Annotated in this window: 26 protein-coding genes and 2 tRNA genes; 18 read left to right on the top strand and 10 right to left on the bottom strand. The window is 72.7% G+C overall.

Annotation, left to right across the window (positions count from 1 at the left end):
• The first annotated feature begins 62 nt into the window (after positions 1-62).
• The 3 genes from AQJ66_RS20670 to AQJ66_RS20660 are packed head-to-tail and all read left to right on the top strand — an operon-like array spanning position 63 to position 3175.
• Positions 63-1709 (top strand): TerD family protein, encoded by a 1647-nt coding sequence (locus tag AQJ66_RS20670; RefSeq protein ID WP_061924235.1) that lies wholly within the window; start codon positions 63-65, stop codon positions 1707-1709.
• Positions 1710-1721: 12 nt separating this feature from the next.
• Positions 1722-2402 (top strand): AIM24 family protein, encoded by a 681-nt coding sequence (locus AQJ66_RS20665; RefSeq protein ID WP_061924232.1) that lies wholly within the window; start codon positions 1722-1724, stop codon positions 2400-2402.
• Between the two features lie 17 nt (positions 2403-2419).
• On the top strand, positions 2420-3175 hold the full coding sequence (locus tag AQJ66_RS20660) for an AIM24 family protein (protein WP_061924229.1): 756 nt from the start codon (positions 2420-2422) through the stop codon (positions 3173-3175).
• A 48-nt stretch (positions 3176-3223) separates the two neighbouring features.
• Here AQJ66_RS20660 and AQJ66_RS20655 read toward each other — a convergent pair whose 3' ends face one another.
• Together AQJ66_RS20655 and AQJ66_RS20650 are read right to left on the bottom strand one after the other, a co-directional pair.
• Positions 3224-3745, bottom strand: coding sequence for an NUDIX hydrolase (locus tag AQJ66_RS20655; protein WP_061924227.1), 522 nt, complete (start codon positions 3743-3745; stop codon positions 3224-3226).
• A complete protein-coding gene (locus tag AQJ66_RS20650; protein WP_061924224.1) occupies positions 3742-5175 on the bottom strand; it encodes a zinc-dependent metalloprotease in 1434 nt (477 codons plus the stop codon). The genes AQJ66_RS20655 and AQJ66_RS20650 overlap by 4 nt, the downstream gene beginning before the upstream one ends.
• Before the next feature lie 194 nt (positions 5176-5369).
• Between AQJ66_RS20650 and AQJ66_RS20645 the strand changes: the two genes are divergently transcribed.
• The 4 genes from AQJ66_RS20645 (at position 5370) to AQJ66_RS20635 (ending at position 8553) form a co-directional block, all read left to right on the top strand.
• Positions 5370-6482 carry an SDR family oxidoreductase gene (locus AQJ66_RS20645; RefSeq protein ID WP_061924221.1) on the top strand — a complete coding sequence of 371 codons (1113 nt, stop codon included), beginning with the start codon at positions 5370-5372 and terminating at the stop codon, positions 6480-6482.
• An 85-nt stretch (positions 6483-6567) separates the two neighbouring features.
• On the top strand, positions 6568-7035 hold the full coding sequence (locus tag AQJ66_RS20640) for a molybdenum cofactor biosynthesis protein MoaE (RefSeq protein WP_061924218.1): 468 nt from the start codon (positions 6568-6570) through the stop codon (positions 7033-7035).
• A gap of 182 nt (positions 7036-7217) precedes the next feature.
• Complete coding sequence (locus AQJ66_RS39415) at positions 7218-7391, top strand: hypothetical protein (protein ID WP_167359173.1); 174 nt, start codon at positions 7218-7220, stop codon at positions 7389-7391.
• Positions 7392-7455: 64 nt separating this feature from the next.
• Positions 7456-8553, top strand: a complete 1098-nt coding sequence (locus AQJ66_RS20635) for a YlbL family protein (RefSeq protein ID WP_061924215.1) — start codon at positions 7456-7458, stop codon at positions 8551-8553.
• A gap of 55 nt (positions 8554-8608) precedes the next feature.
• Here AQJ66_RS20635 and AQJ66_RS20630 read toward each other — a convergent pair whose 3' ends face one another.
• A complete protein-coding gene (locus AQJ66_RS20630; RefSeq protein WP_061924212.1) occupies positions 8609-9151 on the bottom strand; it encodes a PPA1309 family protein in 543 nt (180 codons plus the stop codon).
• A gap of 164 nt (positions 9152-9315) precedes the next feature.
• Between AQJ66_RS20630 and AQJ66_RS20625 the strand changes: the two genes are divergently transcribed.
• The 4 genes from AQJ66_RS20625 (at position 9316) to AQJ66_RS20610 (ending at position 14497) form a co-directional block, all read left to right on the top strand.
• A complete protein-coding gene (locus AQJ66_RS20625) occupies positions 9316-12216 on the top strand; it encodes a UPF0182 family membrane protein (protein ID WP_079060307.1) in 2901 nt (966 codons plus the stop codon).
• Between the two features lie 42 nt (positions 12217-12258).
• Positions 12259-12332 (top strand) — tRNA-Met (locus AQJ66_RS20620).
• A gap of 207 nt (positions 12333-12539) precedes the next feature.
• Positions 12540-14354 carry a tetratricopeptide repeat protein gene (locus AQJ66_RS20615; protein ID WP_208611406.1) on the top strand — a complete coding sequence of 605 codons (1815 nt, stop codon included), beginning with the start codon at positions 12540-12542 and terminating at the stop codon, positions 14352-14354.
• A gap of 69 nt (positions 14355-14423) precedes the next feature.
• Positions 14424-14497 (top strand) — tRNA-Met (locus AQJ66_RS20610).
• 139 nt (positions 14498-14636) lie between these two features.
• Here the strand turns inward: AQJ66_RS20610 and AQJ66_RS20605 are convergent.
• The 3 genes from AQJ66_RS20605 to hisN form a co-directional block, all read right to left on the bottom strand.
• Entirely contained in the window at positions 14637-15053 is a 417-nt protein-coding gene (locus AQJ66_RS20605; RefSeq protein ID WP_061924206.1) for a Fur family transcriptional regulator, read from the bottom strand.
• Between the two features lie 106 nt (positions 15054-15159).
• Positions 15160-15543 carry a CBS domain-containing protein gene (locus AQJ66_RS20600; RefSeq protein ID WP_061924202.1) on the bottom strand — a complete coding sequence of 128 codons (384 nt, stop codon included), beginning with the start codon at positions 15541-15543 and terminating at the stop codon, positions 15160-15162.
• 176 nt (positions 15544-15719) lie between these two features.
• Positions 15720-16520 carry a histidinol-phosphatase gene (gene hisN, locus AQJ66_RS20595; protein WP_061924198.1) on the bottom strand — a complete coding sequence of 267 codons (801 nt, stop codon included), beginning with the start codon at positions 16518-16520 and terminating at the stop codon, positions 15720-15722.
• Positions 16521-16652: 132 nt separating this feature from the next.
• On the opposite strand from hisN, the gene AQJ66_RS20590 reads away from it, so the two are divergent.
• Positions 16653-17261: a TetR/AcrR family transcriptional regulator gene (locus tag AQJ66_RS20590; protein WP_208611405.1), complete on the top strand. Its 609-nt coding sequence runs from the start codon at positions 16653-16655 to the stop codon at positions 17259-17261.
• Positions 17262-17291: 30 nt separating this feature from the next.
• Here the strand turns inward: AQJ66_RS20590 and AQJ66_RS20585 are convergent, their stop codons facing one another.
• The 4 genes from AQJ66_RS20585 to AQJ66_RS20570 form a co-directional block, all read right to left on the bottom strand.
• Positions 17292-17615 (bottom strand): DMT family transporter, encoded by a 324-nt coding sequence (locus tag AQJ66_RS20585; protein ID WP_061924192.1) that lies wholly within the window; start codon positions 17613-17615, stop codon positions 17292-17294.
• Positions 17616-17699: 84 nt separating this feature from the next.
• Positions 17700-18713 carry a ribosome small subunit-dependent GTPase A gene (rsgA, locus tag AQJ66_RS20580; RefSeq protein ID WP_061924189.1) on the bottom strand — a complete coding sequence of 338 codons (1014 nt, stop codon included), beginning with the start codon at positions 18711-18713 and terminating at the stop codon, positions 17700-17702.
• An 11-nt stretch (positions 18714-18724) separates the two neighbouring features.
• On the bottom strand, positions 18725-20041 hold the full coding sequence (gene aroA, locus AQJ66_RS20575; protein WP_061924186.1) for a 3-phosphoshikimate 1-carboxyvinyltransferase: 1317 nt from the start codon (positions 20039-20041) through the stop codon (positions 18725-18727).
• A 10-nt stretch (positions 20042-20051) separates the two neighbouring features.
• Positions 20052-20777, bottom strand: a complete 726-nt coding sequence (locus AQJ66_RS20570) for a M50 family metallopeptidase (RefSeq protein WP_061924183.1) — start codon at positions 20775-20777, stop codon at positions 20052-20054.
• 52 nt (positions 20778-20829) lie between these two features.
• Here AQJ66_RS20570 and AQJ66_RS20565 point away from each other — a divergent pair, with 52 nt between their 5' ends.
• From AQJ66_RS20565 to AQJ66_RS20540, 6 genes are all read left to right on the top strand, one after another.
• Positions 20830-21645, top strand: coding sequence for an SOS response-associated peptidase (locus tag AQJ66_RS20565; RefSeq protein WP_061924180.1), 816 nt, complete (start codon positions 20830-20832; stop codon positions 21643-21645).
• A gap of 4 nt (positions 21646-21649) precedes the next feature.
• Positions 21650-22294, top strand: coding sequence for an alpha/beta hydrolase family protein (locus AQJ66_RS20560; protein ID WP_061924705.1), 645 nt, complete (start codon positions 21650-21652; stop codon positions 22292-22294).
• A 254-nt stretch (positions 22295-22548) separates the two neighbouring features.
• Positions 22549-23256 carry a sigma-70 family RNA polymerase sigma factor gene (locus AQJ66_RS20555; protein ID WP_061924177.1) on the top strand — a complete coding sequence of 236 codons (708 nt, stop codon included), beginning with the start codon at positions 22549-22551 and terminating at the stop codon, positions 23254-23256.
• Complete coding sequence (gene rsrA / locus AQJ66_RS20550; protein ID WP_061924174.1) at positions 23253-23555, top strand: mycothiol system anti-sigma-R factor; 303 nt, start codon at positions 23253-23255, stop codon at positions 23553-23555. The genes AQJ66_RS20555 and rsrA overlap by 4 nt, the downstream gene beginning before the upstream one ends.
• 124 nt (positions 23556-23679) lie before the next feature.
• Positions 23680-24990, top strand: a complete 1311-nt coding sequence (locus AQJ66_RS20545; RefSeq protein ID WP_061924171.1) for an HD-GYP domain-containing protein — start codon at positions 23680-23682, stop codon at positions 24988-24990.
• Positions 24987-26216 carry an HD-GYP domain-containing protein gene (locus AQJ66_RS20540; RefSeq protein ID WP_061924168.1) on the top strand — a complete coding sequence of 410 codons (1230 nt, stop codon included), beginning with the start codon at positions 24987-24989 and terminating at the stop codon, positions 26214-26216. The genes AQJ66_RS20545 and AQJ66_RS20540 overlap by 4 nt, the downstream gene beginning before the upstream one ends.
• Positions 26217-26260: the final 44 nt, after the last annotated feature.

Raw genomic sequence — 26260 nt, 5'->3', positions numbered from 1 at the left:
CGGTATTTGCCGTTAGCCTGACGCGACGCACTCACATTCGGGATGGGGGACGGTCGTAACGCATGGCCAGGGAATTCCAACGCGGCCACAAGGCCAGGATCAGTGACCTCACGGCGGGCACGGATCTGTACGTAGGCGTGCAGATCTCCGCTCCCGGACTGACCTTCGACATCAGCTGCTTCGGTCTGGACGCCGACGAGCGCCTCTCGGACGACCGGTACTTCATCTTCTTCAACCAGCCGAAGTCCCCCGAGGAGTCCATCCAGCTGCTGGGGGCCCAGGCGGGTGACACCGAGTCGTTCCGGGTCACGCTGGACCGGATCCCGTCGGGCATCCGCAAGCTGTCGTTCACGGCGACCATCGACGGCGCCGGACAGATGTCGCAGGTCAACCCCGGATACCTGCGCATCGTGGCCGGTGGCGAGGAGGTCGCGCGGTACTCCTTCAGCGGCGCGGAGTTCTCCACCGAGCGCGCCGTCATGCTCGGTGACCTGTACTTCAAGGACGTGTGGCGGTTCGCCGCGGTCGGACAGGGCTTCGACGGCGGCCTGGAGGCGCTGCTGAAGAACTTCGGCGGCGAGGTGCTCGAAGAGGAGGCGCCCGCCGCCCCCCAGCAGCAGCCGCAGACCGGCGCCGCGCCCGGCTTCGCCCCGCCCGCCTTCGCCGCCCCGGCCGCCCCCGTTCCGGCACCCGCGCCCGCTCCGGCGCCCATGCCCGCGCCGCAGGGCTTCGCGCCGCCCCCCGGCGTCACCCCTCCCGGCACCACCCCGCCGCCCGCACCGAACGTGCACGCCGCGCCCACCGTCATCGCCCCCCTGGCCCCGCCCACCGGCGGCACCGTGCCGCCGCCCGCCCCGGCGCCGGCGCCCTACGGCCAGCCGCCGCAGCCTCCGTACGGCGGGCAGCCGAGCGCACCCATGCCGCCCGGCTACGGCCAGCAGCCCTCCTACGGCGGCGGACCGGGCGCGCCCATGCCGCCGGGCTACGGGCAGGTCCCCGGCCAGCACGCCGCTCCGTACGGAGCGCCCCAGGGTGCCCCGCAGGGCGGCGCCGGGGTGACGGCCGCGCTCCAGATGTTCAAGGAGACGCCGACCGGTCAGCGCTGGACGCAGCAGAACGGCAAACTCGTCCGCGTCGACCTCGGCATCGGCGGCCAGCCCGTGCTGGCCCGGCAGGGCAGCATGGTGCTCTACCAGGGCAAGGTCGACTTCGGCTACAAGGGCGCCGGGTTCGCCGGGCGGCTCGTCGGCAACGCCACCGGCCAGGAGATGCAGCTGATGCGCTGCACCGGGCAGGGGCAGGTCTTCCTCGCCGAGAACTCCACCCACCTGCACCCCGTCGAACTGCAGGGCGACGCGATCTGCGTCTCCGCGGAGAACGTCCTCGCGTTCGACGAGAGCCTGCAGTACGAGGTCCGACGCATCGAAGGCCACGGCATCCCGGGCGGCGCGCTGTTCACCATGCAGTTCCAGGGCACCGGCACCATCGTCGTCAAGACGCACGGCACGCCCGTGGTGCTGCCGGTGACGCCGACGACGTTCGTCGACTCCAACGCCGTGGTCGCCTGGTCGGCCGCCGCGCAGGTGATCGTCTCCAGCCAGGTGCGGATGCGCCGCAACGCCTACCCGGGTCACACCGGAGAGGGCGTCAACCTGCAGTTCCGGGCCGCGCCCGGCAACTTCGTCGTCGTCCAGCCCTACGAGGTCTAGAGGGAGCCCGTCATGAACCAGCCGCTCGCGGGCTACGCCCCCGCACCCGTCACCGCCCGCATGGAGAACCACGGCGGCCACATGCTGAAGGTCGCCATGCAGACCGGCAACGACCTCCTCGCGCGCGTGGGCTCGATGGTCGCCTACGAAGGCTTCATCCAGTACGAGCCCAACCCGCCGGCCGTCCGCCAGATCGCCCGCGACTGGATCACCGGCGAGGGCGCGCCCCTCATGAAGTGCTCCGGGGACGGCCTGCTCTACCTCGCCGACTACGGCGCCGACGTCGTCGTGATCAATCTCAACGGCGACGGCATCTCCGTCAACGCCACCAACCTGCTCGCCTTCGACGCGCACCTGACCTGGGGTGTGGAGCGCGTGAAGGGGCTCGCCAAGTTCGCCGGGCAGGGCCTGTGGAACACGAAGATCTCCGGTCAGGGCTGGGTGGCCCTCACCTCCCGGGGCACGCCCATCGTCGTGGACTGCGGCGGCGGCGAGGACGAGACCTACGTCGATCCCGACGCGCTCGTCGCCTGGTCGCCGAACCTGAAGGTGAAGGGCAAGCGCAGCTTCAAGGCGCAGTCACTGATCGGCCGGGGCAGCGGCGAGGCCTACCAGATGGCCTTCTCGGGTCAGGGAATCGTCGTCGTCCAGCCCAGCGAGGACAGCACCGACCGACTCCGGTTCCGGGGCTGAGGGGGAGTCAGAACACCATGCAGAGCCCGCTTTTCGCGCACAACGACTCCCAGACGCAGGAGCGCTGGAGCCTGCAGAACAAGCAGATGCTCCGCGTCACCCTGGAGGGCCACGACGACATCCTCGCCCGCAAGGGCACGATGGTCGCCTACCAGGGACTCGTCGAGTTCGACGCCGAGTACCGCAGCAACGGACAGGCACGCGCGCGTGCCCGCACCGGGGAGGGCCTGGACCTGATGCGCTGCCACGGGCAGGGCACGGTCTTCCTCGCCAACCTCGCCCAGTACGTGCACGTCATGGACGTCGAGCAGGACGGGCTGACGGTCGACAGCTCCTACGTCCTCGCCATGGACTCCTCGCTGCACCACGAGGTCATCGCCGTCGACAGCCTCTACGGCATCTCCGGCTCCGGGAAGTACCAGCTGAACATCACCGGGCGCGGCAAGGTCGCCCTGATGACCTCGGGCGCGCCGCTGCTGATGCAGGTCACGCCCGACAAGTACGTCAACTGCGACGCCGACGCGATCGTCGCCTGGTCCACCGGGCTGCGGGTGCAGATGCAGGCCCAGACGCACTCCTCCGGGGTGTGGCGGCGGCGCGGCAACACCGGCGAGGGCTGGGAGCTGAGCTTCATGGGCAGCGGGTTCGCGCTCGTGCAGCCCAGCGAGCTGCTGCCGCCGCAGAACGCCCAGATCGGCCAGGGGCTCGCCGCCCAGTTCGGCGTGGGGCAGCACGGGGCGCACGCGCAGAACCAGGGCAACGTCTGGAGCTGAGGCCCCGGGAGAGGGGGCGACCGCCGCGGCGGTCACCCCCTCATCCGTTCAGAGCCGGGCGCGCGTCGCCGCCAGCAGGCGTACGACCGACTCGTCCGCCACGTCCGCCACCTCGTCGTAGCCGAACCAGCGCACGTCCAGCGACTCGTCGCTGATCGCGTGCTCGGCGCCTCGTGGGGCCAGCACCGCGTACTGGACGTCGAAGTGGCAGTGGCACGGCGCCGGGATCGGATGCCGGTCCAGCCGCACCGGGCCCCCGGGCACCAGCGCCAGCCCGGTGATGCCGGACTCCTCGGTCGCCTCCCGCAGGGCGGCGGCCTCCAGGGTGGGATCGCCCGGCTCGCAGTGACCGCCCATCTGCAGCCACATCCGCAGCTTCCGGTGCAGGGTGAGCAGCACCCGGCCGTTCTCCGGGTCGATCACCAGGGCGCTCGCCGTGACGTGCCCGGCCGTGCAGGCCTTCCACATGCCGTCCGGGTGCGTCTGCAGGTGGTCCAGGTAGGCCTGGCGCAGCTCCTCCTGGCCCTCGTACTCCTTCAGCACGAGGACCGCGTCGTCGTGGAGGCTCACTCGGTGTCGTCGCCCTCCGCCTCGCCGTCGTCCTTCTTGCGCAGGTCGGGCTTGTCCGCGGCCTCGCCGAGCATCTTGTCCAGCTCGGAGAAGTCCAGCTGCTCGCGGTGCACGAACCCGTCCGGGTCGTCCAGGTCGGTGGCCGTCGGCAGCATGTCCGGGTGGTGCCACAGGGCGTCCCGGCCGTCGACCCCGCGCGCGTCCGTGAGCGAGGCCCACAGGCGGGAGGCGTCGCGCAGCCGGCGCGGGCGCAGCTCCAGGCCGATCAGCGTGGCGAACGTCTGCTCCGCGGGACCGCCGGTGGCGCGGCGCCGCCGCAGGGTCTCCCGCAGGGCGTCGGCGGACGACAGGCGCGGCTTCGCGGCCGCGTGGACCACTGCGTCCACCCAGCCCTCGACGAGCGCCAGAGCGGTCTCCAGGCGAGCCAGGGCGGCCTTCTGCTCGGGCGTGTCCTCGGGCTGGAACATGCCCTGCTGGAGCGCGTCCTGCAGCTGCTCGGGGTTCTGCGGGTCGAACTGGCCGACCACGTCCTCCAGCTTGGCGGTGTCGACCTTGATGCCGCGCGCGTAGCCGTCGACCGCGCCGAACAGGTGCGAGCGCAGCCACGGCACGTGCGCGAACAGGCGCTGGTGGGCCGCCTCGCGCAGGGCCAGGTAGAGCCGGACCTCGTCCTTGGGCACGCCGAGGTCCTTGCCGAACGCCTCGACGTTGGCCGGGAGCAGCGCGGCCTTGCCGGCCGGGCCGAGCGGCAGGCCGATGTCGGTGGAGCCGACGACCTCGCCCGCGAGCACGCCGACGGCCTGCCCGATCTGCGTGCCGAACATGGCACCGCCCATCGAGCGCATCATGCCGATCAGCGGGCCCGCCATGGCCTGCATCTCCTCCGGCAGGACGTCGCCCATCGCCGCGCCGACCCGCTCGGCGACCGGGTCGACCAGCTCCTGCCAGGCGGGCAGGGTCGCCTCGACCCACTCCGCGCGCGACCAGGCCACGGCCGTGCCGGAGCCGGACGGCAGGGACGTCGCGTCGTCCAGCCACAGGTCGGCCAGGCGGACGGCCTCCTGGACAGCGGAGCGCTCGACCGGGCCGACGCTGGTGTCCTTGACCCCGTCCGGGGTGCCCTGCGCGACCGTCTGGCGGGCGATCTGCTTGGCCATGTCCCAGTTCACCGGGCCGCCCTCGTAGGAGAGCATCTGGCCCAGCTGCTGGAAGGCGGCGCCCAGGTCGGTGGGGTTGAGCGAACCGAACATGGCTGCGAGCGGGTTGTCGGCGCCGGGGCCGCCAAAGCCTCCGGCTCCGGGCAGACCGCCGAAACCGAACGGGTTGGCCGGTCCCTGCCCACCGCCGCTCTGCTGGTCCTTCTTCTTGCCCTCGTCGCCGTCTTCCGGCTCCTCCGGCGGAAGGCCGAAACCGAATGGGGTGTCACTCACGGGATTCCTCGGCTGGTAAGGCCACCGGTTGTCTCCGGCGGCGCGGCTGCTGCCCGACGTCACCACCCAGCGTAGACACCCGGACCCGATCGGGGCTCGGTGCTTCGCCCACGGACGGGCTGCGGCAGGATGGACGCACCTGGTGCGGACGCGTCCGTCGCGCCCGTACTGAAGACAACCTCTGGAGACGCCCGGTGAGTTCCCCAGATCCACAGGTTCGCGCAGCGCGAAACCCGTCAACCCCTCCCGCCGTGCGCGGGCCCGTCGTCGCGGTCACCGGTGCCGCCACCGGGGTGGGCGCCCTGCTCACCGAGCGGCTGGCCGCCTCCGACGAGATCAAGCAGGTCATCGCCATCGACGAGCGGCGCGGGGAGTGCACGGCCGCGCAGTGGCACATCCTCGACGTGCGCGACCCCGCCATCGCGGACAAGCTGCGCGGCGCGGACGTGGTCGTGCACCTGGCGCTCGACCTGGACCTCGGCAGCGACGCGGCCGCCCGGACGGCCTACAACGTCCGGGGGACCCAGACCGTGCTCACCGCCGCCGCGGCGGCCGGGGTGCACCGGGTCGTGCTGTGCACGTCCGCGATGGTGTACGGGGCGCTGCCCGACAACGAGCTGCCCCTGTCGGAGGACGCCGAGCTGCGCGCCACCGCGGAGGCCACCGGGGTCGGGGACCTGCTGGAGATCGAGCGGCTGGGCCGGCGCGCCCCGCGCGCGCACCCGGGGCTGAACGTGACCGTGGTGCGGCCCGCCGTGCTGGTGGGCGGCACCGACACCGCGCTGACCCGGTACTTCGAGTCGCCCCGGCTGCTGGTGGTGGCCGGGTCGCGGCCGGCCTGGCAGTTCTGCCACGTCGAGGACCTGTGCGGGGCGCTGGAGTACGCCGTGCTGGAGAAGGTCGACGGGGAACTGGCCGTCGGCTGCGACGGGTGGCTGGAGCAGGAGGAGGTCGAGGAGCTCAGCGGGATCCGGCGGATGGAGCTGCCGTCGGCGGTCGCGCTGGGCGCGGCGGCCCGCCTGCACCGGATCGGCCTCACCCCGTCCCCGGCGGGGGACCTGGCGTACACGATGTACCCGTGGGTGGTCAGCGGGAGCCGGCTGCACGACGCCGGGTGGCGGCCCCGGTGGACCAACGAGGAGGTGCTCGCGGAGCTGCTGGAGGAGGTCGCGGGACGGCACACGGTGGCCGGGCGCCGGCTCGGGCGCAAGGACGCCACGGCGGCCGGTGCGGCGGGCGCGACGGTGGCCCTGCTGGGCGCAGCCGCCGTCGTACGGCGGGCCCGCAAGGCCCGCCGGCGCCTGTGACTGTAGGAGACTCCAAACGCCCCCGCGCGCGTGCCTGGTGAACGTCGTATTACGGAGCACCCGGCCCGTGCGGCACGATGGAGGCATGGCACCCACGAACGATCACCCCGATCACCCCGGTGAGCAGGCCGCGCAGGATCCCGTCAAGCTGATCGGCATCCGGGACACCCCGCTCTCCGTGGACGAGGTCCTCCGGGCCGTCGGGGACGACGCCGCGGGCGGGATCGCGCTGTTCGCCGGCACCGTGCGGAACCACGACGGGGGCGCCGACGTCGACGCGCTCGGCTACTCGTGCCACCCCAGCGCCGAGGCCGAGATGCGGCGGATCGCGGAGAAGGTCGTCGCCGAGTACCCGGTGCGGGCGCTGGCCGCCGTCCACCGGGTGGGTGACCTGGCAGTCGGGGACCTCGCCGTCGTCGTCGGCGTCTCCTGCCCGCACCGGGGCGAGGCCTTCGAGGCCTGCCGGAAGCTGATCGACGACATCAAGCACGTGGTGCCGATCTGGAAGCACCAGAAGTTCTCCGACGGCACGGACGAGTGGGTCGGCGCGTAGCGCCGTCGTCGAGGGGCGGCGGTCGGGCGACGGGAGGGCGGGTCGGAGCCTGCTGAGACACGGTTCTGATGGCCCCGGCGTGTCCGGTTGCGTAACCGCCACCCTCGCGTGAGCGTTGTCCGTGCGGATGATTAATCTGCTGATCAGTCATTCTCGGATGCTCATGGGGTTGGGAGGTCGGCATGGGGGCGCTCGTCTGGTTGCTGATTCCGCTGGTGGCTGCGGTCGGTGCCGGTCTGTGGGGCAGCTGGGCCAACAGGACGCGGAAGGTACGCAGCGACGGCCCCGAACTGGACGGCTACGCACGGTTCCGCGAGGCGATGGAGAAGTCCCACTCGGGTGCGCGCGGCGCCTGACGGAGGCGGCCGGACGGGGGTGCCCTGACGGTGCGCCGACAGAGGCGTCCCGTACTGTCGTGACATGCCACGCCGCACCGCGACGATGCTCGCCTCCACCCTGATGCTGATCGCGCTCCTGTGCGCGGGAGTGCTCATTCCCGTGCCGTACGCGGAGATGTCCCCCGGGCCGACCGTGAACACGCTCGGGGAGCACGGCGGCGAGCCGGTGCTGCAGGTCGCGGGCCACAGGACCTATCCCACGGACGGGCACCTGAACATGACCACCGTCCGGGTCACCAGCGCCGACTTCCGGATGAACCTGGTGGAGGCGGTCTACGGCTGGCTGGCGCACGACAGCAAGATCGTGCCCCACGACACCCTCTACCCGGACGGCAAGACCGAGGAGCAGTCCAGTCAGGAGAACGCGGAGGAGTTCAGCCAGTCCCAGGAGAGCGCCAAGGTCGCCGCCCTGAAGGAGCTGGGCATCCCGGTGAAGTCCTGGGTGATCGTCTCCACCGTCATCAAGGGCTCCCCGGCCGAGGGCCGGCTGCACGCCGGTGACGTGATCAAGGCCGTCGACGGCACGGCGGTCAGGCAGCCGTCCGACGTCGCCAAGCTGGTGACGAAGCACACGCCGGGCCAGAAGGTCGTCTTCACCGTGGTCCCGGCCAAAGAGCAGGCCGCCGCCGAGAAGGAGAACCGGACCGCGAGCCGGACGCGGGACGTCACGATGACGACGGCGACCTCGCAGGACTCCGGCCCCCGGCGGGCCGTCGTCGGCATCTCCGCCGGGACCGACCACACCTTCCCGTTCAGCATCGACATCAAGCTGGCCGACGTCGGCGGGCCCAGTGCCGGACTGATGTTCGCGCTCGGCATCTACGACAAGCTCACCCCGGGCAGCCTGACCGGGGGCAAGTTCGTCGCGGGCACGGGCACCATCGACGACAACGGCACGGTCGGGCCGATCGGCGGCATCGAGATGAAGACCGTCGGCGCGCGCGACAAGGGCGCGCAGTACTTCCTCACGCCCGCCGAGAACTGCGCGGCCGCCGCCAAGGACACCCCCGGCGGACTCACGCTCGTCAAGGTCAAGACCATGGACGACGCCCTGGCCGCGCTCAAGGACATCAGTGGCGGGAACACCGCGGCCCTGCCGAAGTGCACTTCCAAGGGCTGACCGGGCCGGTACGGCGAAGGGGAGCCCCCGCGCCCCCTCGCCGCACCCGCGGGGATCAGTCCGCGAAGGTCGCCGCCAGGGCGTCCGCCAGGCCGGGTACGAGATCGGGGCCGGTCAGGACCTCCGTCGCGGAGTCCTTCTCGCGCAGGCGCAGCGCCGACTCGCGGTTGCCGTCGCGCAGCACCGCGACCGTCATCCGGACCTCCTGGCGCTCGGGGTGCTCCGCCACCCACTTGGCCAGCCTGGCCTCGCTGAGGTCCTGCGGGACCTGGGCCTCGGCCGACGGGGGCAGCATCAGGCGCTCCACCGTGAGCGCGCAGCCGGCCACCGCGTCGGGCCAGGCGATGGTGGCGAGGAACTCGTCGAGCGGCTTGTCCGTTGAGATCTCGTCCTGCTCGATCGGGGTGAGACCGGTGGTCTCGGGCTCGTCCTCCAGGCCGAGCTGGGCGGCGAGCGAGGGTTCCTGAGCCCGCAGCCGTGCGGTGTCTACGAGGGCGAAGAGGCGGGCGGGCTGGTCCCAGCCGAGGCCGGAGGCGTACTCGTCGATCTCGAGTACGGCCCGGGTGAGCGGGCTCGCTGCCATGGGAGTGTTGGACATGGTCACAATCCTGCCTCGTTCCCGGCCGGAACCGGGAACCGAGTAAACCGTGAGTAAGTTGCATAAGCGTGGGCCCGCGAACACGGGGGGCCACTCAGGGCCCGCGAACACGGGGGCCTGACGGATCGACAGCGAACTTCGAGGTGCGCACCTTGGCTTTCCAGATGCCGGACCGCGGCGGAGGCCCGACAGGGCCGCGGATCAGAGCGGGCCGCCCGTCGCGGCGCGCCCGGACCCTGCTCACGACGCTGGGCGTGCTGGCCGTCCTCGGCATGGTGTTCACCATGTTCGCGGGGTTCTGGACGGACTGGCTGTGGTACCGGTCGGTGCACTACTCGTCCGTGTTCAGCACCATGCTGTGGACCAAGATCGGGCTGTTCTTCGTCTTCGGCGTGCTGATGGCGGTCGCGGTGGGCGTCAACATCTGGCTCGCGCACCGGCTGCGGCCCCCGCTGAGCGCCATGTCCATGGAGCAGCAGAGCCTGGACCGCTACCGGATGGGCATCGCGCCCTACAAGGCGTGGCTGCTGATCGCCGTCACCTCCCTGGTCGGCCTGATCGCCGGCGCCTCGGCGGCCGGCCAGTGGCGCACCTGGCTGATGTGGGTCAACGGCGTGCCCTTCCACCAGAAGGACCCGCAGTTCCACCTCGACGTCTCCTTCTACGCCTTCGACCTGCCCTGGTACCGGTTCCTGCTGGGCTTCGGCTTCGCCGCCACGATCCTGTGCCTGATCGCGGCCGCGCTCACCCACTACCTGTACGGCGGGCTGCGGATCACCAGCCCGGGCGCGCGGGCCACCGCCGCCGCGACCAGCCATCTGTCGGTGCTGCTCGGCGTCTTCGTGGCCCTGAAGGCGGTCGCGTACTGGCTCGACCGGTACGGCCTCGCCGTGAAGTCCAGCGACTTCAAGGCGACCGACAACTGGACCGGGCTGCGCTACGTCGACGCCAACGCCTACCTGCCGGCCAAGACGATCCTGTTCTGCATCGCCGTCATCTGCGCGCTGCTGTTCTTCGCCGCCCTGTGGCGGCGCACCTGGCAGCTGCCGGTCATCGGCTTCGGCCTGATGGTGCTGTCGGCGATCCTGATCGGCGGCCTGTACCCGGCCATCGTCCAGAAGTTCCAGGTCCAGCCCAACGAGCAGGCCAAGGAAGCCCCGTACGTCCAGAAGAACCTCACGGCGACCCGTGAGGCGTACGGCATCGACGACACCAAGGTCACCGAGTACTCCGGCAGGTCCGCGACCACGGACAAGACGAAGCTGCGCGACCAGGTCGCCGACACCGCCGGCATCCGCATCATGGACCCGAACATCGTCTCGCCGACGTTCCAGCAGCTCCAGCAGATCCGCAACTACTACGGGTTCCCGACCAACCTCGACGTCGACCGGTACACCGGCAGGGACGGCAAGGACCAGGACACCGTCATCGGTCTGCGCGAGCTGAACCTCGACGGCATCCCGAAGAACAACTGGATCAACGACCACTTCCGCTACACGCACGGCTACGGCGCGGTCGCCGCCAAGGGCACCGAGGCAGTCGACGGCCAGCCGGTGTTCACCGAGAAGAACCTGCCGTCCAAGGGCGACCTGCCCCGGTACCAGCAGCAGATCTACTACGGCGAGAAGACCACCACCTACTCGATCGTCGGCGGCCCCCAGAAAGAGGTCGACTACTCGGACGACGCGGGCGAGAAGACCACCAGCTACCGGGGCAGGAGCGGGGTCGATCTCGACAACCCGCTCAACCGGGCGGCGTACGCGGTGGCGTTCAACGAGCCGCAGATCCTCTACTCCGGCGCGATCGGCAAGGGCTCGCGGATCCTGTACAACCGCACGCCCAAGGACCGCGTCGAGGCGGTGGCCCCCTGGCTGACCATCGACGGCGACGCCTACCCGGCGGTGGTGAACGGCCGCATCCAGTGGATAGTCGACGCCTACACGACGTCGAACGGGTACCCCTACGCCTCCCGCACGACCCTCGGTGACACGACGGCCGACTCACTGACCGCCACCAACAACTCGCGCGCGGTGGTGGCCCAGCAGAACCAGGTCAACTACATCCGCAACTCGGTGAAGGCGACCGTCGACGCGTACACCGGCGAGGTCAAGCTCTACCAGTGGGACACCAAGGACCCGGTGCTGAAGACCTGGATGAAGGCCTTCCCCGGCACGGTGCAGCCCCGCAGCGCGGTCTCCCCGTCCCTGCTGGCCCATCTGCGCTACCCGCAGGACCTGTTCAAGGTCCAGCGCGAACTGCTCACCCGCTACCACGTGACGGACGCGCAGACCTTCCTCAGCGGCAGCGAGGTGTGGGAGGTGCCGCACGACCCGACCAACGACTCGGGCAGCGCGGTGCCGCCGTACTACCTGAGCATGAAGATGCCGGACCAGAGTGCGCAGGCGTTCTCGCTGACGACGACGTTCACGCCCAACGGGCGGGACAACCTCAGCGCGTTCATGGCGGTCGACTCCGACCCGCGTGCCGCGGACTACGGCAGGATCAGGATCCTGAAGCTGCCGACGAGCACGACGGTCGACGGACCCAAGCAGGTTCAGAGCCAGTTCAACTCCGAGTCGGCCATCGCCGAGACCATCAGCCTGCTCAGCCGCGGGCATTCGAAGGTCGAGTACGGCAACCTGCTGACCGTGCCGCTCGACGGGGGACTGCTGTACGTCGAGCCGGTCTACGTCCGCGGCGGCTCGCTGAAGTTCCCGTTGCTGCGGAAGGTCCTGGTCACCTACGAGGGCAAGACCGCGTTCAAGGACACCCTGGGCGAGGCCCTCGACGAGGTGTTCGGGGTGCAGGGCTCGACCACCCCGCCGGACACGGGCACCACCCCGCCGAGCGCCGGCAATCCCACGGTCAGGCAGGCCCTGGAGGACGCCCAGAAGGCCGTCGACGCCGGCAAGGACGCCCTCAAGCAGCCCGGCGGCCCTGACTGGGACGCGTACGCCAAGGCCCAGAAGGACCTGGAGGCCGCGCTGAAGCGGGCCGCTCAGGCGCAGGCCGAGGCCGACAAGGCCGGTGGGGGCAGCAAGACCGCAGGGGGCGGCAAGAGTTGATCAAGGCCACCGCGCGCCGTGGTAGGGTTTGTACAGCAACGGCGCGGGGTGGAGCAGCTCGGTAGCTCGCTGGGCTCATAACCCAGAGGTCGCAGGTTCAAATCCTGTCCCCGCTACTGCGGTCGAAGGCCCGGATCCACACAGGATCCGGGCCTTCGTGGTGTGTGCGAACTCATGTACAGGCCGACGGTACGGCCGCGCCGCCGTGGGTAGTTGGGGGGTCTGTGTTTGACTTGTCTCTCTGTGGGCATGTCGACAAAACGCTGAAGTGACCTCACGGGGTGCGGTATACCGGGTGTACCCAGGTTGCAGGTGGTGCGACGATGGACGTTATGGGGGACAAGGCAACTCTGTACGGGACAGGGCGATTTGTGCGGCCTTCGGATGAGGGGCCGGCCCGGGACGAACTGGGCGACATGGGGGAAGCCGCCGAGGAGGTGCGCCTGCGGCTCGCCGCCGAGAGCGGCGACACCGAGGCGATGAGCGTCCTCGGGGCCATGCTGCTGCGCCGCGGCGAGCTCGACGGCGCCGAACCGCACCTGCGTGCCGCCACCGCCGCGGGGGACCGGGCCGCGGCCAACAACCTGGGTGTCCTGCTGCACCAGCGCGGCTACGCGGACGAGGCCGCCGGCTGGTGGCGGATCGCCGCCGTCGCCGGTTCGGCCGCCGCCGCGCACGCGCTGGGCCGCCACCACCGCGAGCGCGGGGACGAGCCGGCCGCCGAGTACTGGCTGCGCCAGTCCGCCGAGCAGGGCCACGCCCTAGGCGCCTACGCGCTCGCCGACCTGCTGGAGCACCGCGGGGACGCCGCCGCCGGGCACTGGATGCGGGCCGCCGCCGAGCGGGGCCACCGGGAGGCCGCCTACCGGCTGGCGCGCGCGCTCGACCGCAGGACCGCCGGCGAGGAGGAGTCCGCAACCGACGCCGCCGCCGTCGGGGAGATCGAGCAGTGGTACCGGCAGGCCGCCGCACGCGGCCACCGGCGGGCCGCACTGCACCTCGGCGCGATCCTGGAGAAGCGCGGTGAGCTGAAGGAGGCCGGCCGCTGGTACCTGACCAGCGCCAAGGACGGCGAGCCCCGCGCGGCCTGCGCGCTCGGGTTCCTGCTGCGCGACGCAGGTGACACCGAGAGCGCGGCCGTGTGGTGGCTGCGCGCCGCCCAGGACGGGGACGGGAACGCGGCCAACGCGCTGGGCGCCCTGCACGCCGAGCGCGGCGAGACCCAGACCGCCGAGCGCTGGTACCGGGCGGCGCTGGACGCCGGGGACGACAACGGGGCGTACAACCTCGGGCTGCTCTGCGCCGAACAGGGCCGGACCGCGCAGGCCGAGCAGTGGTACCGGCGCGCCGCCTACGCCGGGCACCGGGAGGCCGCGAACGCGCTGGCCATCCTGCTGCTGCAGGGCGGCGACACCACCGGGGCCGAGCCGTGGTTCTCCAAGGCGGCCGAGGCCGGCAGCGTGGACGCCGCGTTCAACCTCGGCATCCTGCACGCCGGCCGCGGCGAGGAGGTGGCCGCGCTGCGCTGGTACGAGCGGGCGGCCGCCGCCGGGCACACCGAGGCCGCGCTGCAGGTCGGCATCGCGCGGCTGCGCGAGGGGGACGAGCAGGAGGCCGAGCGGCACCTGCGGTGCGCGGCCGGCGGAGGCAGCCCCGAGGGGGCGTACCGGCTGGCCACCCTGCTGGACTCGCGGCGGCCGCCGGAGCCCGAGCACGAGCTCGGCGAGACCGTGCACGAGAAGACCGAGTGCGAGGAGTGGTACGAGCGCGCGGCCACCCAGGGGCACCGCCGGGCCCAGGTGCGGGTGGGCATGCTGGCCGCCGCGCGGGGCGACGTCGTCGAGGCCGCGCGGTGGTACCGGACGGCCGCGGAGGCCGGGTCGCGCAACGGCGCCTTCAACCTCGGGCTGCTGCTGGCGCGGGAGGGCAGCGAGCCGGAGGCGGCGGTGTGGTGGACCCGGGCCGCCGACGCGGGGCACGGGCGGGCGGCTCTCCGGCTGGCCCTCGTCTACGCGCGTCGCGGGGAGCTGGCGGAGGGCCAGCGGTGGGCCGACCGGGCGGTCGCGCTGGGCCCGGCGGAGGTCGCGGAGCGGGCCGGGCGGCTGCGGGACGCGCTGCGGCAGGAGCTGACGGCGTGACGCCGGCCACGCGCCCCCGCAATGGATTTGCCTCGCGGCGCCCGCCTCACGTAGTGTCTTATTCATCGACGCGGGGTGGAGCAGCTCGGTAGCTCGCTGGGCTCATAACCCAGAGGTCGCAGGTTCAAATCCTGTCCCCGCTACTGAAGGCCGAGGGCCGGAATCCAGAGATGGATTCCGGCCCTCGGTCGTTCTCGCGGTCGCTCTGCCGACTGTTCTCCCGGCCGTGGTGCGCATACGAGAAGAGGGGGCTCGCGCCCCCTCCATCCACACCTTCTCCGGTCAGGCCTTCGCGCAGTCCGGGCACAGCCCCCGGTACGTGACCTCGACGTCCGACACCGTGAACCCGAAGCGCTCCGTGTCGGGGAGGTCCGCGAGCGGGTTGCCCGTGGGGTGCACGTCCCGGATCGCACCGCACCCGGCGCAGACCAGGTGGTGGTGCGGCTGGTGCGCGTTCGGGTCGTACCGCTTGGCGCGCCGGTCCGTGGTGACCTCGAGGACCTCGCCGAGGGAGACCAGCTCTCCCAGCGTGTTGTAGACCGTCGCCCGGGAGATCTCCGGCAGCTTGGCGACAGCCCGCGCGTGGACCTCGTCGGCCGTCAGATGGACGTGCTCACCGTCGAGAACCTCGGCCACGACGCGACGCTGCGAGGTCATCCGCCATCCGCGGCCGCGCAGCCGTTCCAGAAGGTCGCTCATGGAGCCCAGCGTAACAGCAGGCTGACCAGGTTCCGAACAGGTGTGACTTTGGATCGCCCATCGACTTGGACGAAGTCCAAGACTGGCGGAGGGCCGCCCGGACCGCTCAGGACACCAGGGCGGGGACCCAGCAGCGGATGATGTCACGCACCGAGACGATGCCGGCCGGCTCGCCGTGGTCGAGGACGATCAGGTGCCGGAAGCCGCCGTGCGCCATGGCGCGGGCCGCCTCCTCCAGGGTCCAGGTCGGTGCGGCGAAGACGACGTTGTTGGTGGTGTGGGCGTGGGTGCGCTCGGTGTCGGGGTCCTGGCCGAGCCCGACGGAGTTGAGGATGTCGCGTTCGGTCAGGATGCCGACGCCGCCGGCGTCCGGGTCGTGGACCACCGCGGCGCCCACGCGGCGGGCGGACATCAGCGCGGCTGCCTGGCGGAGGGTGTGGGCGGGGCCGATGGTGAGGACCACCGTACTCATGGCGTCTCGGACGAGCATGGAAAGGGCCACCTCCTTGGTCCCCCCGGGGAACGGCAGGCCCGGCGCCGGAGGCGCCCGTAACGGCACTGCACAAGTTCACAAGTGGGGGGTGACCTCAGAGTGCCAGGTAAAGCAGGGGTCAACAAGAGGGCGCGCGCGGCCAGTTGAGGGCGTGCGCGGGCGTCCCACGAAGCTCAGTAGCGCTGGTTGAGATACCCCAGCAACTCGTCGTGCAGCAGGCCGTTGGAGGCGGCCGCGTTGCCGCTGTGCGGGCCCGGGCGGCCGTCGAGGCCGGTGAAGGTGCCGCCCGCCTCGGTGACGATGATCGCGTTGGCGGCCATGTCCCACAGGGACAGCTCGGGCTCCGCGCACAGGTCCACCGATCCCTCGGCGACCATCATGTACGGCCAGAAGTCGCCGTACGCGCGCGTGCGCCACACCTCGCGGGTGAGGTCGAGGAAGCCGTTCAGGCGGCCCTGCTCCTCCCAGCCGGAGAGGGAGGAGTAGGCGAAGGAGGCGTCCGCCAGTTCGGCGACGCGGGAGACGTGGATCCGGGTGGCGGTGGTCAGGCCGCGGCCGGTGAAGGCGCCGTGCCCCTTCGCCGCCCACCAGCGGCGGCCCAGCGCCGGCGCGGAGACGACGCCGACGACCGGCTGGTAGCCGCCCTCTCCCGCCTCCATCAGGGAGATGAGGGTGGCCCAGACGGGGACGCCGCGGACGTAGTTCTTGGTGCCGTCGATCGGGTCGATCACCCAGCGGCGGGGACCGGTGCCCTCGACGCCGTACTCCTCGCCGAGGACCGCGTCCCTGGGGCGGGCGCGCTGGAGCTGGCCGCGGATGATCTCCTCGGCGGCCTTGTCCGCCTCGCTCACCGGGGTCATGTCCGGCTTCGTCTCGACCTTGAGGTCGAGGGCCTTGAAGCGGGCCGTCGTGGCGGCGTCGGCCGCGTCCGCGAGGACGTGGGCGAGGCGGAGGTCGTCGAGGTAGTCCGGCATGTGGGGAACGGTATCCGCCGCGGTCGCCGCGGGGCCACCGGGGTCCGGGCGCGACGGGCCCGTCCGCGGACCCTTGACAGGGCATCAAAGCGCGTCAAACCTGGGCGCAGAGCCGCTCGCCCCAGGGAGGCGATGATGCCCGCAGCCCGCGAATCGCTCCTGGACGCCGCCTGGACGGCGCTCGCCCGCCGGCCGTGGCCGGCGGTCCGGATGGTCGACGTGGCCGCGTCCGCCGGGGTGTCCCGGCAGACGCTGTACAACGAGTTCGGCAGCAAGGAAGGGCTGGCCAGGGCGCTGGTGCGGCGGGAGGCCGACGCGTATCTCGCCGGGGTCGAGCGGGCGCTCGCCGCGTCCGCCGACCCGTGCGACCGGCTCACCGCCACCGCCGAGTGGACGGCGGCGGCCGCCCGGGACAACGCGCTGGTGCGCGCCCTGCTCACCGGCTGCTGGAGCGAGCGGCTGCCCGCGCCGGCGCTGTCCGCCGCGCCGTCCTCCTCCACCGTGCCCGCGCAGCGCCGGGCGGACGGGCCGCTGCCCACGCCGGGCGACCTCGTGCGGCTCGTGCGGGACCGGGCGGCGACGGTGCTGGGCGGCCCCGCGGCCGGGCAGGACGACGGCTCCGCGCTCACGCGTTCCTGCGAGCTGGTGGTGCGGCTGGCGCTGTCCTGCGTGACCGCGCCACCGGACGAGGGCGGCATCGCCGAGCTGGTGCGCGACGCGCTGCACCGGCAGCCGGCCTGAGACCGGCACCGGCCGGTCCGGGGCGCGCCCTCAGTGCGCCGAGCCCGACAGCTGCAGGCCGATCACGCCGACGATCACGAAACTGATCGAGACGATCTTCAGGGTGGAGACCAGGTCCCCGAGGAAGACCATGCCGTAGATCGCGGTCCCCGCCGCGCCGATGCCCGTCCACACCGCGTACGCCGGACCCACGTCGAGCTTCTTCAGGGACAGGGTCAGCAGGCCGAAGCTCCCCAGGGCGAAGGAGGCGAAGGCGATCGTCGGCCAGAGGCGGGTGAACCCGTGGGAGAGCTTCAGGCACACGGCGAAACCGGTCTCCAGCATCCCGGCCACTATGACGAGCAGCCACGCCATGTGCGGTCCTCCCATAGGTCCGGATCTCCGGCTCGGTGCGATTATGCACTTACCGGGCTCGGACCCCCGCAAACAACGCGGTGCTCAGTCGCCCTCCGTGCGCTCCCGCGTGGCCAGCAGCCGGCGCAGCGAGTACAGCCGGGCCGGGTCGGCGTGCCCCTCCTCGACCCACGCGTCCAGCCCGCAGTCCGGCTCGTCGTGACTGCACGCGCGCGGGCAGTTCTCCGTGCCGCGTTCGAGGTCCGGGAAGGCGTGGATCACCCGGGACGGGTCGACGTGCGCGAGACCGAAGGAGCGCACGCCCGGGGTGTCGACGACCCAGCCGCCCGCCGCGCCGGCGAGGGGCAGCGCCAGCGCCGAGGTGGTGGTGTGCCGGCCGCGGCCCGTCACCGCGTTCACGTGCCCGGTCAGCCGGCGCCGCTCCACCGGCACCAGCGCGTTGACCAGGGTCGTCTTGCCGACGCCCGAGTGACCCACGAACGCGGTGATCCTGCCGTCCAGGTGCTCGCGCACCCGGTCCGCGGCGCCGCCGTCCTCCAGCTCGTCGCGGCTGGTGACGACGTAGGGGATGTCGAGGGCGCCGTACAGCTCGAGCAGCTTGTCCGGCGGGGCCAGGTCCGACTTGGTCATCACCAGCAGCGGCTCCAGGCCGCCGTCGTAGGCCGCGACCAGGCAGCGGTCGATCAGGCGCGGACGCGGCTCGGGGTCGGCCAGCGCCGTGACGATCGCGAGCTGGTCCGCGTTGGCGACGACCACCCGCTCGTAGGGGTCGTCGTCGTCGGCGGTGCGGCGCAGCACCGAGGAGCGCTCCTCGATGCGCACGATCCGCGCGAGGGTGTCCTTGCGGCCCGACAGGTCGCCGACGAGGGCGACCCGGTCGCCCACCACCGCCGCCTTGCGGCCCAGTTCCCGGGCCTTCATCGCCAGCACGGTCCGGTCCTCGACCAGGCAGGTCAGCCGGCCCCGGTCGACCGTGAGGACCATGCCCCCGGCCGCGTCCTCGTGCTTGGGCCGGATGTGCGTCCGCGGCCGGTTGCCCTTGCGGTTGGGCCGGCTGCGGATGTTGTCCTCGTCGGTGTGCTTGCCGTAGTGGCGCATGGCGTACGTCCCTACTGCCCGAGCATCCCGGTCCACAGCTCGGGGAAGTCGGGGAGCGTCTTCGCCGTCGTCGCCACGTTCTCGATCCGCACCCCCTCGACCGCCAGGCCGATGACCGCTCCGGCGGTGGCCATGCGGTGGTCCTCGTAGGTGTGGAAGGTCCCGCCGTGCAGCGGGCGCGGGCGGATGTGCAGGCCGTCGGCCGTCTCGGTGACGTCGCCGCCGAGCTCGTTGATCTCCTTGGTGAGCGCGGCCAGCCGGTCCGTCTCGTGCAGCCGCAGGTGGGCCACGCCCCGCAGGGTGGAGGGGGAGTCGGCGAGCGCGGCGACCGCCGCGATGCCCGGGGTCAGCTCGCCCACGTCGCCCAGGTCCACGTCGACGCCGTGAACGGCGCCCGAGCCGGTGAACACCAGCCCGAACTCGGTCAGCTCGCAGGAGCCGCCCATTTCGGTGAAGATCTCCCGCAGCCGGTCACCCGGCTGGGTGGTGCGGGCCGGCCAGTCCGGGATCAGCACCTTGCCACCGGTGATCAGGGCCGCCGCCAGGAAGGGCTGCGCGTTGGACAGGTCCGGCTCGATCGTCAGGTCACGGCCGAGCAGCGCGCCCGGCGTCACCCGCCACACGTTCGGCTCGCCGCCCGACTCGGGGGTGTCCACCTGGGCGCCGACCGCGCGCAGCATGTCCACCGTCATCCGGATGTGCGGCAGGGAGGGCAGCGTCGCGCCGGTGTGGCGGACCTCGACGCCCTGGTTGAAGCGCGGGCCGGACAGCAGCAGCGCCGAGACGAACTGCGACGACGAGGAGGCGTCGATCGACACCGGGCCGCCGTCCAGCGCCCCGCCGCCGTGCACGGTCAGCGGCAGCGCGCCGCGGCCGTCGTCGTCGATCCGGGCGCCGAGCACCCGCAGCGCGTCGATCACGCCGTTCAGGGGGCGCTCGTAGGACCGGGGGTCCCCGTCGAACCGGATCGGACCGTCGGCCAGCGCGGCCACCGGCGGCAGGAAGCGCATCACCGTGCCGGCGTTGCCGACGTCCACGGTGGCCGGGCCGTGCAGGCCGGTCGGCAGCACCCGCCAGGCCTCACCGGAGCCGTCCGGTCCCACCCCCTCCTCGATCTCCACGCCCATCGCGCGCAGCGCGCCGGCCATCAGCAGCGTGTCGCGGGAGCGCAGCGGGCGGCGCAGCCAGCCCGGCTCGGAGGCCAGCGCGGCCAGCACCAGGGCACGGTTGGTGACCGACTTGGACCCGGGCACGTGGACCGTCGCGTCGACGGCTCCGCTCGCGTGCGGGGCGGGCCAGAGGGCGGTGGGGGCGGTGTTCGGGGCCATGGGCTCCACTTTATAGACCCTCGAGCAGCCAGCGGCCCCCGCCGATCAGCGAGCACAGCGAGACCGCGTGGAAGAGGAACAGCCACAGACCGGCCGGCACGTGCGTCAGCCGGGACAGCTGGTCCGCGTCCGAGTCCCCGGCGCCTCCCCGCGACCGCTTGGCCTGCAGTTCGAAGGGCGGCCGCACCCCGCCGAACAGCAGGAACCAGACCACCGCGTACGCGAAGGCGGCCTGCACCTGCGGCTGCGCCAGCCACGACACCAGCAGGAAGGCCCCGCCGGCCAGGAGCACGGTCAGCACGCCGTACGCGTTGCGGATCATCACCAGCATGGCCACCAGCAGGGCGGTCGCCACCCACAGCAGCAGGGTGATGCGGCCCGCGGCGAGCAGGGCGGCGCCGCCGAGGCCCAGCAGCGAGGGGGCCGTGTAGCCGGCCGCCGCGGTCAGGATCATGCCGAGGCCGTACGGCTTGCCGCGGCTGACGGTGAGGCCGCTGGTGTCGGAGTGCAGGCGTATGCCCGTCAGCTGCCGCCCGGTGAGCAGGGCCACCAGGCCGTGACCGCCCTCGTGGGCGATGGTGATGGCGTTGCGGGCCAGCCGCCACACGGTGTGCGGGACGACGACGGCGAGCGCGGCGACCAGGGTGGCGAGCACCACCCACAGGCCGGGGTCGGGCTGGGTGCCGGTGAGCCGGTCCCAGAGGCCGGGCAGCGCGGTGACGGCGGGGCTGTCCATGTTCTCTCGGTGGCTCCCTCTTCTTCCCGTGGAGTCTGGCAGTGTGGCACGTATGTGCGGACGGTATGCATCCAGTCGTGGGCCCGAGGATCTCGCGGGCGTCTTCGAGATCGAGAAGTGGGAGCCCGAGGAGACCCTGGAGCCGGACTACAACGTGGCTCCGACCAAGGAGGTCCACGCCGTTCTCGACCGCCCCCTGAAAGACGCGGACTCCCCGCGTCCGGTTCGCCAGCTGCGCAGGCTGAAGTGGGGACTGGTGCCCTCCTGGGCCAAGACGCCCGAGGGCGGCGCCCGGATGATCAACGCGCGCGCGGAGACCGTGCACGAGAAGCCCGCCTACCGTCGCGCCTTCGCCACCCGGCGCTGCGTCCTGCCCGCCGACGGCTACTACGAGTGGGTCACCGGCGAGCAGGAGCGCGAACTGGAGGTCGAGGGCCGCAGGAAGCGGCCGCGCAAGCAGCCGTACTTCGTGCTGCCCGCCGACGGCTCGGTGTTCGCGATGGCCGGGCTGTACGAGTTCTGGCGCGACCGGACCCTGCCCGACGACCACCCGCGGGCCTGGTGGGCCACCTGCACGGTGCTCACCACGGAGGCGGAGCACACGCCGCTGGCCGTCGCCCCCGCCGAGGGCCCGCGCTCCCTCGCCGAGATCCACCCCCGGATGCCGCTGATGCTCACCCCGGACCGCTGGGACGCCTGGCTGGACCCGGGCCGCACCGACCCGGACGAGCTGCGCGAGCTGCTCGCACCGCCGTCGGCCGGCCTGATGCGCGCCTACCCCGTCTCCACAGCCGTCAGCAACGTCCGCAACAACGGCCCGGAGCTGCTGAAGGAGCTGGCGGCACCGGAGGAGGGCACACTCTTCTGACGTGATGACCGAGACAGACGTGACCACCCGGACCGTAGGCACGGACGCCGGGGACGCCCGGATCACCTGGCATCCGGCCAGGCGGGCGCGGCTGGTGCTGGCCGTCGGCCACGGCGCCGGCGGCGGCATCGAGGCCCGCGATCTCCGGGCGCTCGCCCGCACGCTCCCCGCGCACGGCGTGAGCGTCGCCCTCGTCGAGCAGCCCTGGCGGGTCGCCGGAAAGAAGGTCGCGCCCGCGCCGAAGACCCTGGACACCGGATGGCGCGGGGTGTGGCCGGCGCTCGCGGAGCCCGGCCTGCCGGTGGTCTCCGGCGGCCGCAGCGCGGGCGCCCGGGTCGCCTGCCGCACGGCGGCCGAGCTGGGCGCGCACGCCGTGCTCGCCCTGAGCTTCCCGCTGCACCCGCCGGGCAGGCCGGAGAAGTCCCGGGCGGACGAGCTGCTGGGCGCCGGCGTGCCCACGCTGGTCGTGCAGGGCGGCAACGACCCCTTCGGCAGGCCGGCCGAGTTCCCCGACGGCGACTTCCGGCTCGTCGAGGTACCGCACGCCGACCACGGTCTCGCCGTGCCGAAGCGTGCGGAGACGACCCAGGAGCGGGCGCTGGAGATCGTCACGGGCACCGTCGGGGAGTGGGTCGCCTCACTCGGGTGACCGGGGAATGTTGCGCGGCGGCCCGCTGTTGTGGGCGACAGAAGTGCTGAAAGACCTCGGCACCGACGTCTACGAGAGGAAGCCGCCGCATGGGTTCGACCATCTGCCCGAGCCGCAGCAGCCGCGCCGAGCTGGACTGGACGGTGCTGCACGCGGCGAGGACCGCTCCTTTTCGAGCGGCGGCAGGCACGGGTGGTGTTCTATCCTCCGAAACGAGTGGGACCGGTCCGGGTCCTGCCCGGGATCTTGAGGAGGTGGGTCCGGTCACCGGTACCGACGCAGGGACCGACAACGGCCACGCGGAGCAGCCCGAGGGTGAGGGCGTGAGCGCGCAGACGGGTGCCGCGGCGAGCCCGGAGTCGACCACGGAGCGCAGCGCGCGCTTCGAGCGGGACGCGCTCGAGTTCCTCGACCAGATGTACTCGGCCGCGCTGCGCATGACGCGCAACCCGGCCGACGCCGAGGACCTGGTGCAGGAGACCTACGCCAAGGCGTACGCGTCCTTCCACCAGTTCCGCGAGGGCACCAACCTCAAGGCGTGGCTGTACCGGATCCTCACCAACACCTTCATCAACTCCTACCGCAAGAAGCAGCGTGAGCCGCAGCGCTCCGCCGCGGAGGAGATCGAGGACTGGCAGCTCGCCCGCGCCGAGTCGCACATGTCGACGGGTCTGCGCTCCGCCGAGTCGCAGGCGCTCGACCACCTGCCCGACTCGGACGTGAAGGAAGCCCTGCAGGCGATCCCCGAGGAGTTCCGCATCGCCGTCTACCTCGCGGACGTAGAAGGCTTTGCCTACAAGGAGATCGCGGACATCATGGGGACACCCATCGGTACGGTGATGTCCCGGCTGCACCGGGGCCGTCGCCAGCTGCGCGGCATGCTGGAGGACTACGCCCGTGAGCGCGGACTGGTCCCGGCCGGCGCCGGGGAGTCGGACGAAGCGAAAGGCTCGGGCTCATGAGCTGCGGAGAGCCGCACGAGACGGACTGCAGTGAGGTCCTGGACCACCTGTACGAGTTCCTCGACAGCGAGATGCCGGACGTCGACCGCGACAAGTTCCAGCACCACTTCGAGGAATGCTCGCCGTGCCTGGAGAAGTACGGCCTGGAGCAGGCCGTGAAGAAGCTGGTCAAGCGGTGCTGCGGCCATGACGACGTACCCGCCGACCTGCGCGCCAAGGTGATGGGGCGGATCGAGCTGATCCGCGGCGGCCAGACCGTCCCCGAGCACGACGTGACCGCCACGGCCCAGGAGAGCTGACCGCGACACCCTCCCCGGTGGTTCGTCACCCGAACGTGCTAATCCTCGGGCCATGAGCCCGCGCACCCCCCGACACCCGGCCTAGGCTCCGAGCCTGGACCGGCGAGGTCGGGGAAGGGGCGCGATGGAGGCGGTTCCGGCGCGAGCACGAGGCTGTGTGGCCTCGGTCGCCCTGCTCGCCGTGCTCTGTGTCCTGCCGTTGCGGGCCGCGCACCCGTCCTGGTCCGAGCTCGGCCTGCTCGCCGCGCTGTACGCGCTCTGCCAGCACACGGTGCGCCGCCGGCTGGGCGGAACGTTCTACCCCGTCCTGCTGGCCGGCGCCTTCCTGCTCCCCCCGGCGGCCGCCGCGCTGGTCCCGGTGCCCGCCGCCCTGCTGCTGAGCGTCCAGGAGCGGCCCGTGCTGCTGCGGCGCGTGTGGCGGGCCGCGCGGCCCTCGCTCGCCGTGTGGGGCGCCGCCCAGGTCCACGTGGCGCTCGGCGGCCGGGACGCCGTCGGCCCCCCCGACTTCCCCTACGCCCTGGCGCCCGCCGGGGCCGCCGTCCTCGCCTTCTGCCTGGTGCTCACCGTGCTCGACGGCGGCATCCTCGCCGCCGCCGAGCACGTGCCGCCGCGCCGGGCCTGGCGCGGGCTGCTGTCCCGCTCGCTCGCGCCGGTCGCGGTGCACGGACTCGCCGGGCTGATGATGGCCGTGCTGTGGCGCAGCCCGTACGGGCCCGTCGCCGCGCTGCTGGTGCTGCTGCCCATGGGCGTGTCCTGGTGGGTCTTCGCCCAGTACCACCGGGAACGCGCCGCCCACCAGGCCACCATCCGCGCCCTCGTCCAGGCCGTCGACATCAAGGACGGGTACACCCGCGGCCACAGCGAGCGGGTCGGCCACGCCTCCGTGCTGATCGCCCGCGAGCTCGGCATGGACGACGACCGCGTGGAGGTCCTGCGCTTCGCCGGCATCCTGCACGACGTCGGCAAGCTGGGCGTGCCGACCCGGCTGCTGCGCAAGGACGGCCCGCTCACCCCCGAGGAGCGGCGGATCATCGAGCTGCATCCCGAGTACGGCCACGAGATGGTCCGCGGGATCTCCTTCCTCGGCGAGGCCCGCGCGGCGATCCTGCACCACCACGAACGCCTCGACGGCAGCGGCTACCCCTACGGGCTGGCGGGCGACCGGATCCCCGAGTGCGCCCGCGTGGTGGCCGTCGCGGACGCCTTCGACGCGATGACCTCCACCCGCTCCTACAGCAGGGCCCGCCCCGTCGAGGCGGCGGTCGCCGAGCTGGAGCGGTGCGCCGGCACCCACTTCGACCCCCGCATGGTCACGGCACTCGCCCGCGCCCTGCGCCGGGGCGGCTGGCACCCGGCGGTCACCGCCGACGAGACGCCGCACGGCGTCCCGGCCCAGCAGCCCGGCACCGGCAGCCGCAGCGGGGCAGCCCGGTGACGGCCCTCAGACCCATCCACGCCTGTGCCGCCCTCACCGCCGCCGCCTGCCTGGCGGTCACCCTGTGGACCGGCCTGCGCGACGCGCGGGTCGCGCTGGCCTTCGGGGTGCTCATCGCCGTCGGCGAGCTGACGCGGTGGAGCGGGCCCCGGGTGCGCCAGGCCGCGCCGCTGGGCACCGCCGGATCGCTGTCGTACGCCCTGCTCGGGGCCGACGCCGGGCGGCCGGCCGGGCACGGCGCCGCGCAGGTCGTCACGGTCGTGCTCGCCGCCTCCCTGCTCGGCGGCGTCCCGCACATCTGGTGCGGCCGCACCCCCACCCTCGACCACCTGGCCCGCCGCGTCCTCACCGTCGGCTTCGCCGCCGTCTGCTTCCAGCCCCTGCGCCACCAGCACGCCTTCGCCGACGGCAGCGGCCCGGCCCACGCGCTGCTGCTCGTCGTCCTGCTCCTGCTCACCGCCCTGTGCGACGCCCTGCTCGCCGCCGCCCTCGGCCACGCCCGCACCGGCTGGCCCTTCGGCGCGCTGCTCCGCGACGAGCTGCGCGGCCTGCGCGGCATCGGCTCCGCCGTGTGCGCGACCGGCGCGGTGATGGCGCTCGGGGTCGCCGTGGCCGGACTGTGGGCGCTGCCGGTGTTCTGCCTGCCCCTGCTGCTCGCCCAGCTCTCCGTCCGCCGCTACGCCGCCGTCCGCGCCACCTACCGGCAGACCATCGCCTCCCTCGCCCGCGCCACCGAGATCGCCGGGTACACCCCCGCCGGACACGCCCGCCGGGTCGCCGCCCTCAGCCTCGCCGTCGGCCGGGACCTGGGCCTGACCCGGCCCGAGCTGGCCGTGCTGGAGTACGCGGCCCTCATGCACGACATCGGCCAGCTCAGCCTTCTCGACCCGGTACCGGCCGGCGCCACCGCCGCCCTGCCCGTGCCGGAACAGCGGCGCATCGCACTGCTCGGCGGGGCCGTCGTGCGGCAGACCGGCGTGGCCGCGGCGGTCGCCGTGGTCGTCGAGCGGCAGGCCGACCCGTGCGCGGAGCAGCCGCTCGCCGCCCGGATCGTCCGCGCCGTCAACGCCTTCGAGGAGAAGTCCCGCGACGCCGGGCCCGACGGGCCGCTGCGCGCGCTGGAGGAGCTGCGCCTGGCCACCGCCGGCGACTACGCTCCGGAAGTCGTGGAGTCGCTGGCCCGGGTTCTCGCCCGGGGCAGTCTGACCCTGCCCACAGCTGGGTAACCCATGGGTAATGAGCGCCCGTCCCCGCGTACATGGTTGGATGC

This window comes from Streptomyces bungoensis (genome assembly GCF_001514215.1).
Lineage (GTDB): Bacteria > Actinomycetota > Actinomycetes > Streptomycetales > Streptomycetaceae > Streptomyces > Streptomyces bungoensis.
This window is presented reverse-complemented; position numbering and strand designations above follow the sequence as displayed.

Coding starts and splice junctions, on each gene's coding strand:
- AQJ66_RS20565 (WP_061924180.1), top strand. CDS start 20,830: ATGTGCGGACGGTATGCATCCAGTCGTGGGCCCGAGGATCTCGCGGGC.
- AQJ66_RS20605 (WP_061924206.1), bottom strand. CDS start 15,053: ATGAGCGACCTTCTGGAACGGCTGCGCGGCCGCGGATGGCGGATGACC.
- AQJ66_RS39415 (WP_167359173.1), top strand. CDS start 7,218: ATGGGGGCGCTCGTCTGGTTGCTGATTCCGCTGGTGGCTGCGGTCGGT.
- AQJ66_RS20635 (WP_061924215.1), top strand. CDS start 7,456: ATGCCACGCCGCACCGCGACGATGCTCGCCTCCACCCTGATGCTGATC.
- rsgA (WP_061924189.1), bottom strand. CDS start 18,713: ATGCGCCACTACGGCAAGCACACCGACGAGGACAACATCCGCAGCCGG.
- AQJ66_RS20600 (WP_061924202.1), bottom strand. CDS start 15,543: ATGCTCGTCCGAGACGCCATGAGTACGGTGGTCCTCACCATCGGCCCC.
- hisN (WP_061924198.1), bottom strand. CDS start 16,520: ATGCCGGACTACCTCGACGACCTCCGCCTCGCCCACGTCCTCGCGGAC.
- AQJ66_RS20545 (WP_061924171.1), top strand. CDS start 23,680: ATGGAGGCGGTTCCGGCGCGAGCACGAGGCTGTGTGGCCTCGGTCGCC.
- AQJ66_RS20570 (WP_061924183.1), bottom strand. CDS start 20,777: ATGGACAGCCCCGCCGTCACCGCGCTGCCCGGCCTCTGGGACCGGCTC.
- AQJ66_RS20615 (WP_208611406.1), top strand. CDS start 12,540: ATGGACGTTATGGGGGACAAGGCAACTCTGTACGGGACAGGGCGATTT.
- AQJ66_RS20660 (WP_061924229.1), top strand. CDS start 2,420: ATGCAGAGCCCGCTTTTCGCGCACAACGACTCCCAGACGCAGGAGCGC.
- AQJ66_RS20665 (WP_061924232.1), top strand. CDS start 1,722: ATGAACCAGCCGCTCGCGGGCTACGCCCCCGCACCCGTCACCGCCCGC.
- rsrA (WP_061924174.1), top strand. CDS start 23,253: ATGAGCTGCGGAGAGCCGCACGAGACGGACTGCAGTGAGGTCCTGGAC.
- AQJ66_RS20590 (WP_208611405.1), top strand. CDS start 16,653: ATGATGCCCGCAGCCCGCGAATCGCTCCTGGACGCCGCCTGGACGGCG.
- AQJ66_RS20625 (WP_079060307.1), top strand. CDS start 9,316: ATGCCGGACCGCGGCGGAGGCCCGACAGGGCCGCGGATCAGAGCGGGC.
- AQJ66_RS20670 (WP_061924235.1), top strand. CDS start 63: ATGGCCAGGGAATTCCAACGCGGCCACAAGGCCAGGATCAGTGACCTC.
- AQJ66_RS20585 (WP_061924192.1), bottom strand. CDS start 17,615: ATGGCGTGGCTGCTCGTCATAGTGGCCGGGATGCTGGAGACCGGTTTC.
- AQJ66_RS20560 (WP_061924705.1), top strand. CDS start 21,650: ATGACCGAGACAGACGTGACCACCCGGACCGTAGGCACGGACGCCGGG.
- AQJ66_RS20630 (WP_061924212.1), bottom strand. CDS start 9,151: ATGTCCAACACTCCCATGGCAGCGAGCCCGCTCACCCGGGCCGTACTC.
- AQJ66_RS20640 (WP_061924218.1), top strand. CDS start 6,568: ATGGCACCCACGAACGATCACCCCGATCACCCCGGTGAGCAGGCCGCG.
- aroA (WP_061924186.1), bottom strand. CDS start 20,041: ATGGCCCCGAACACCGCCCCCACCGCCCTCTGGCCCGCCCCGCACGCG.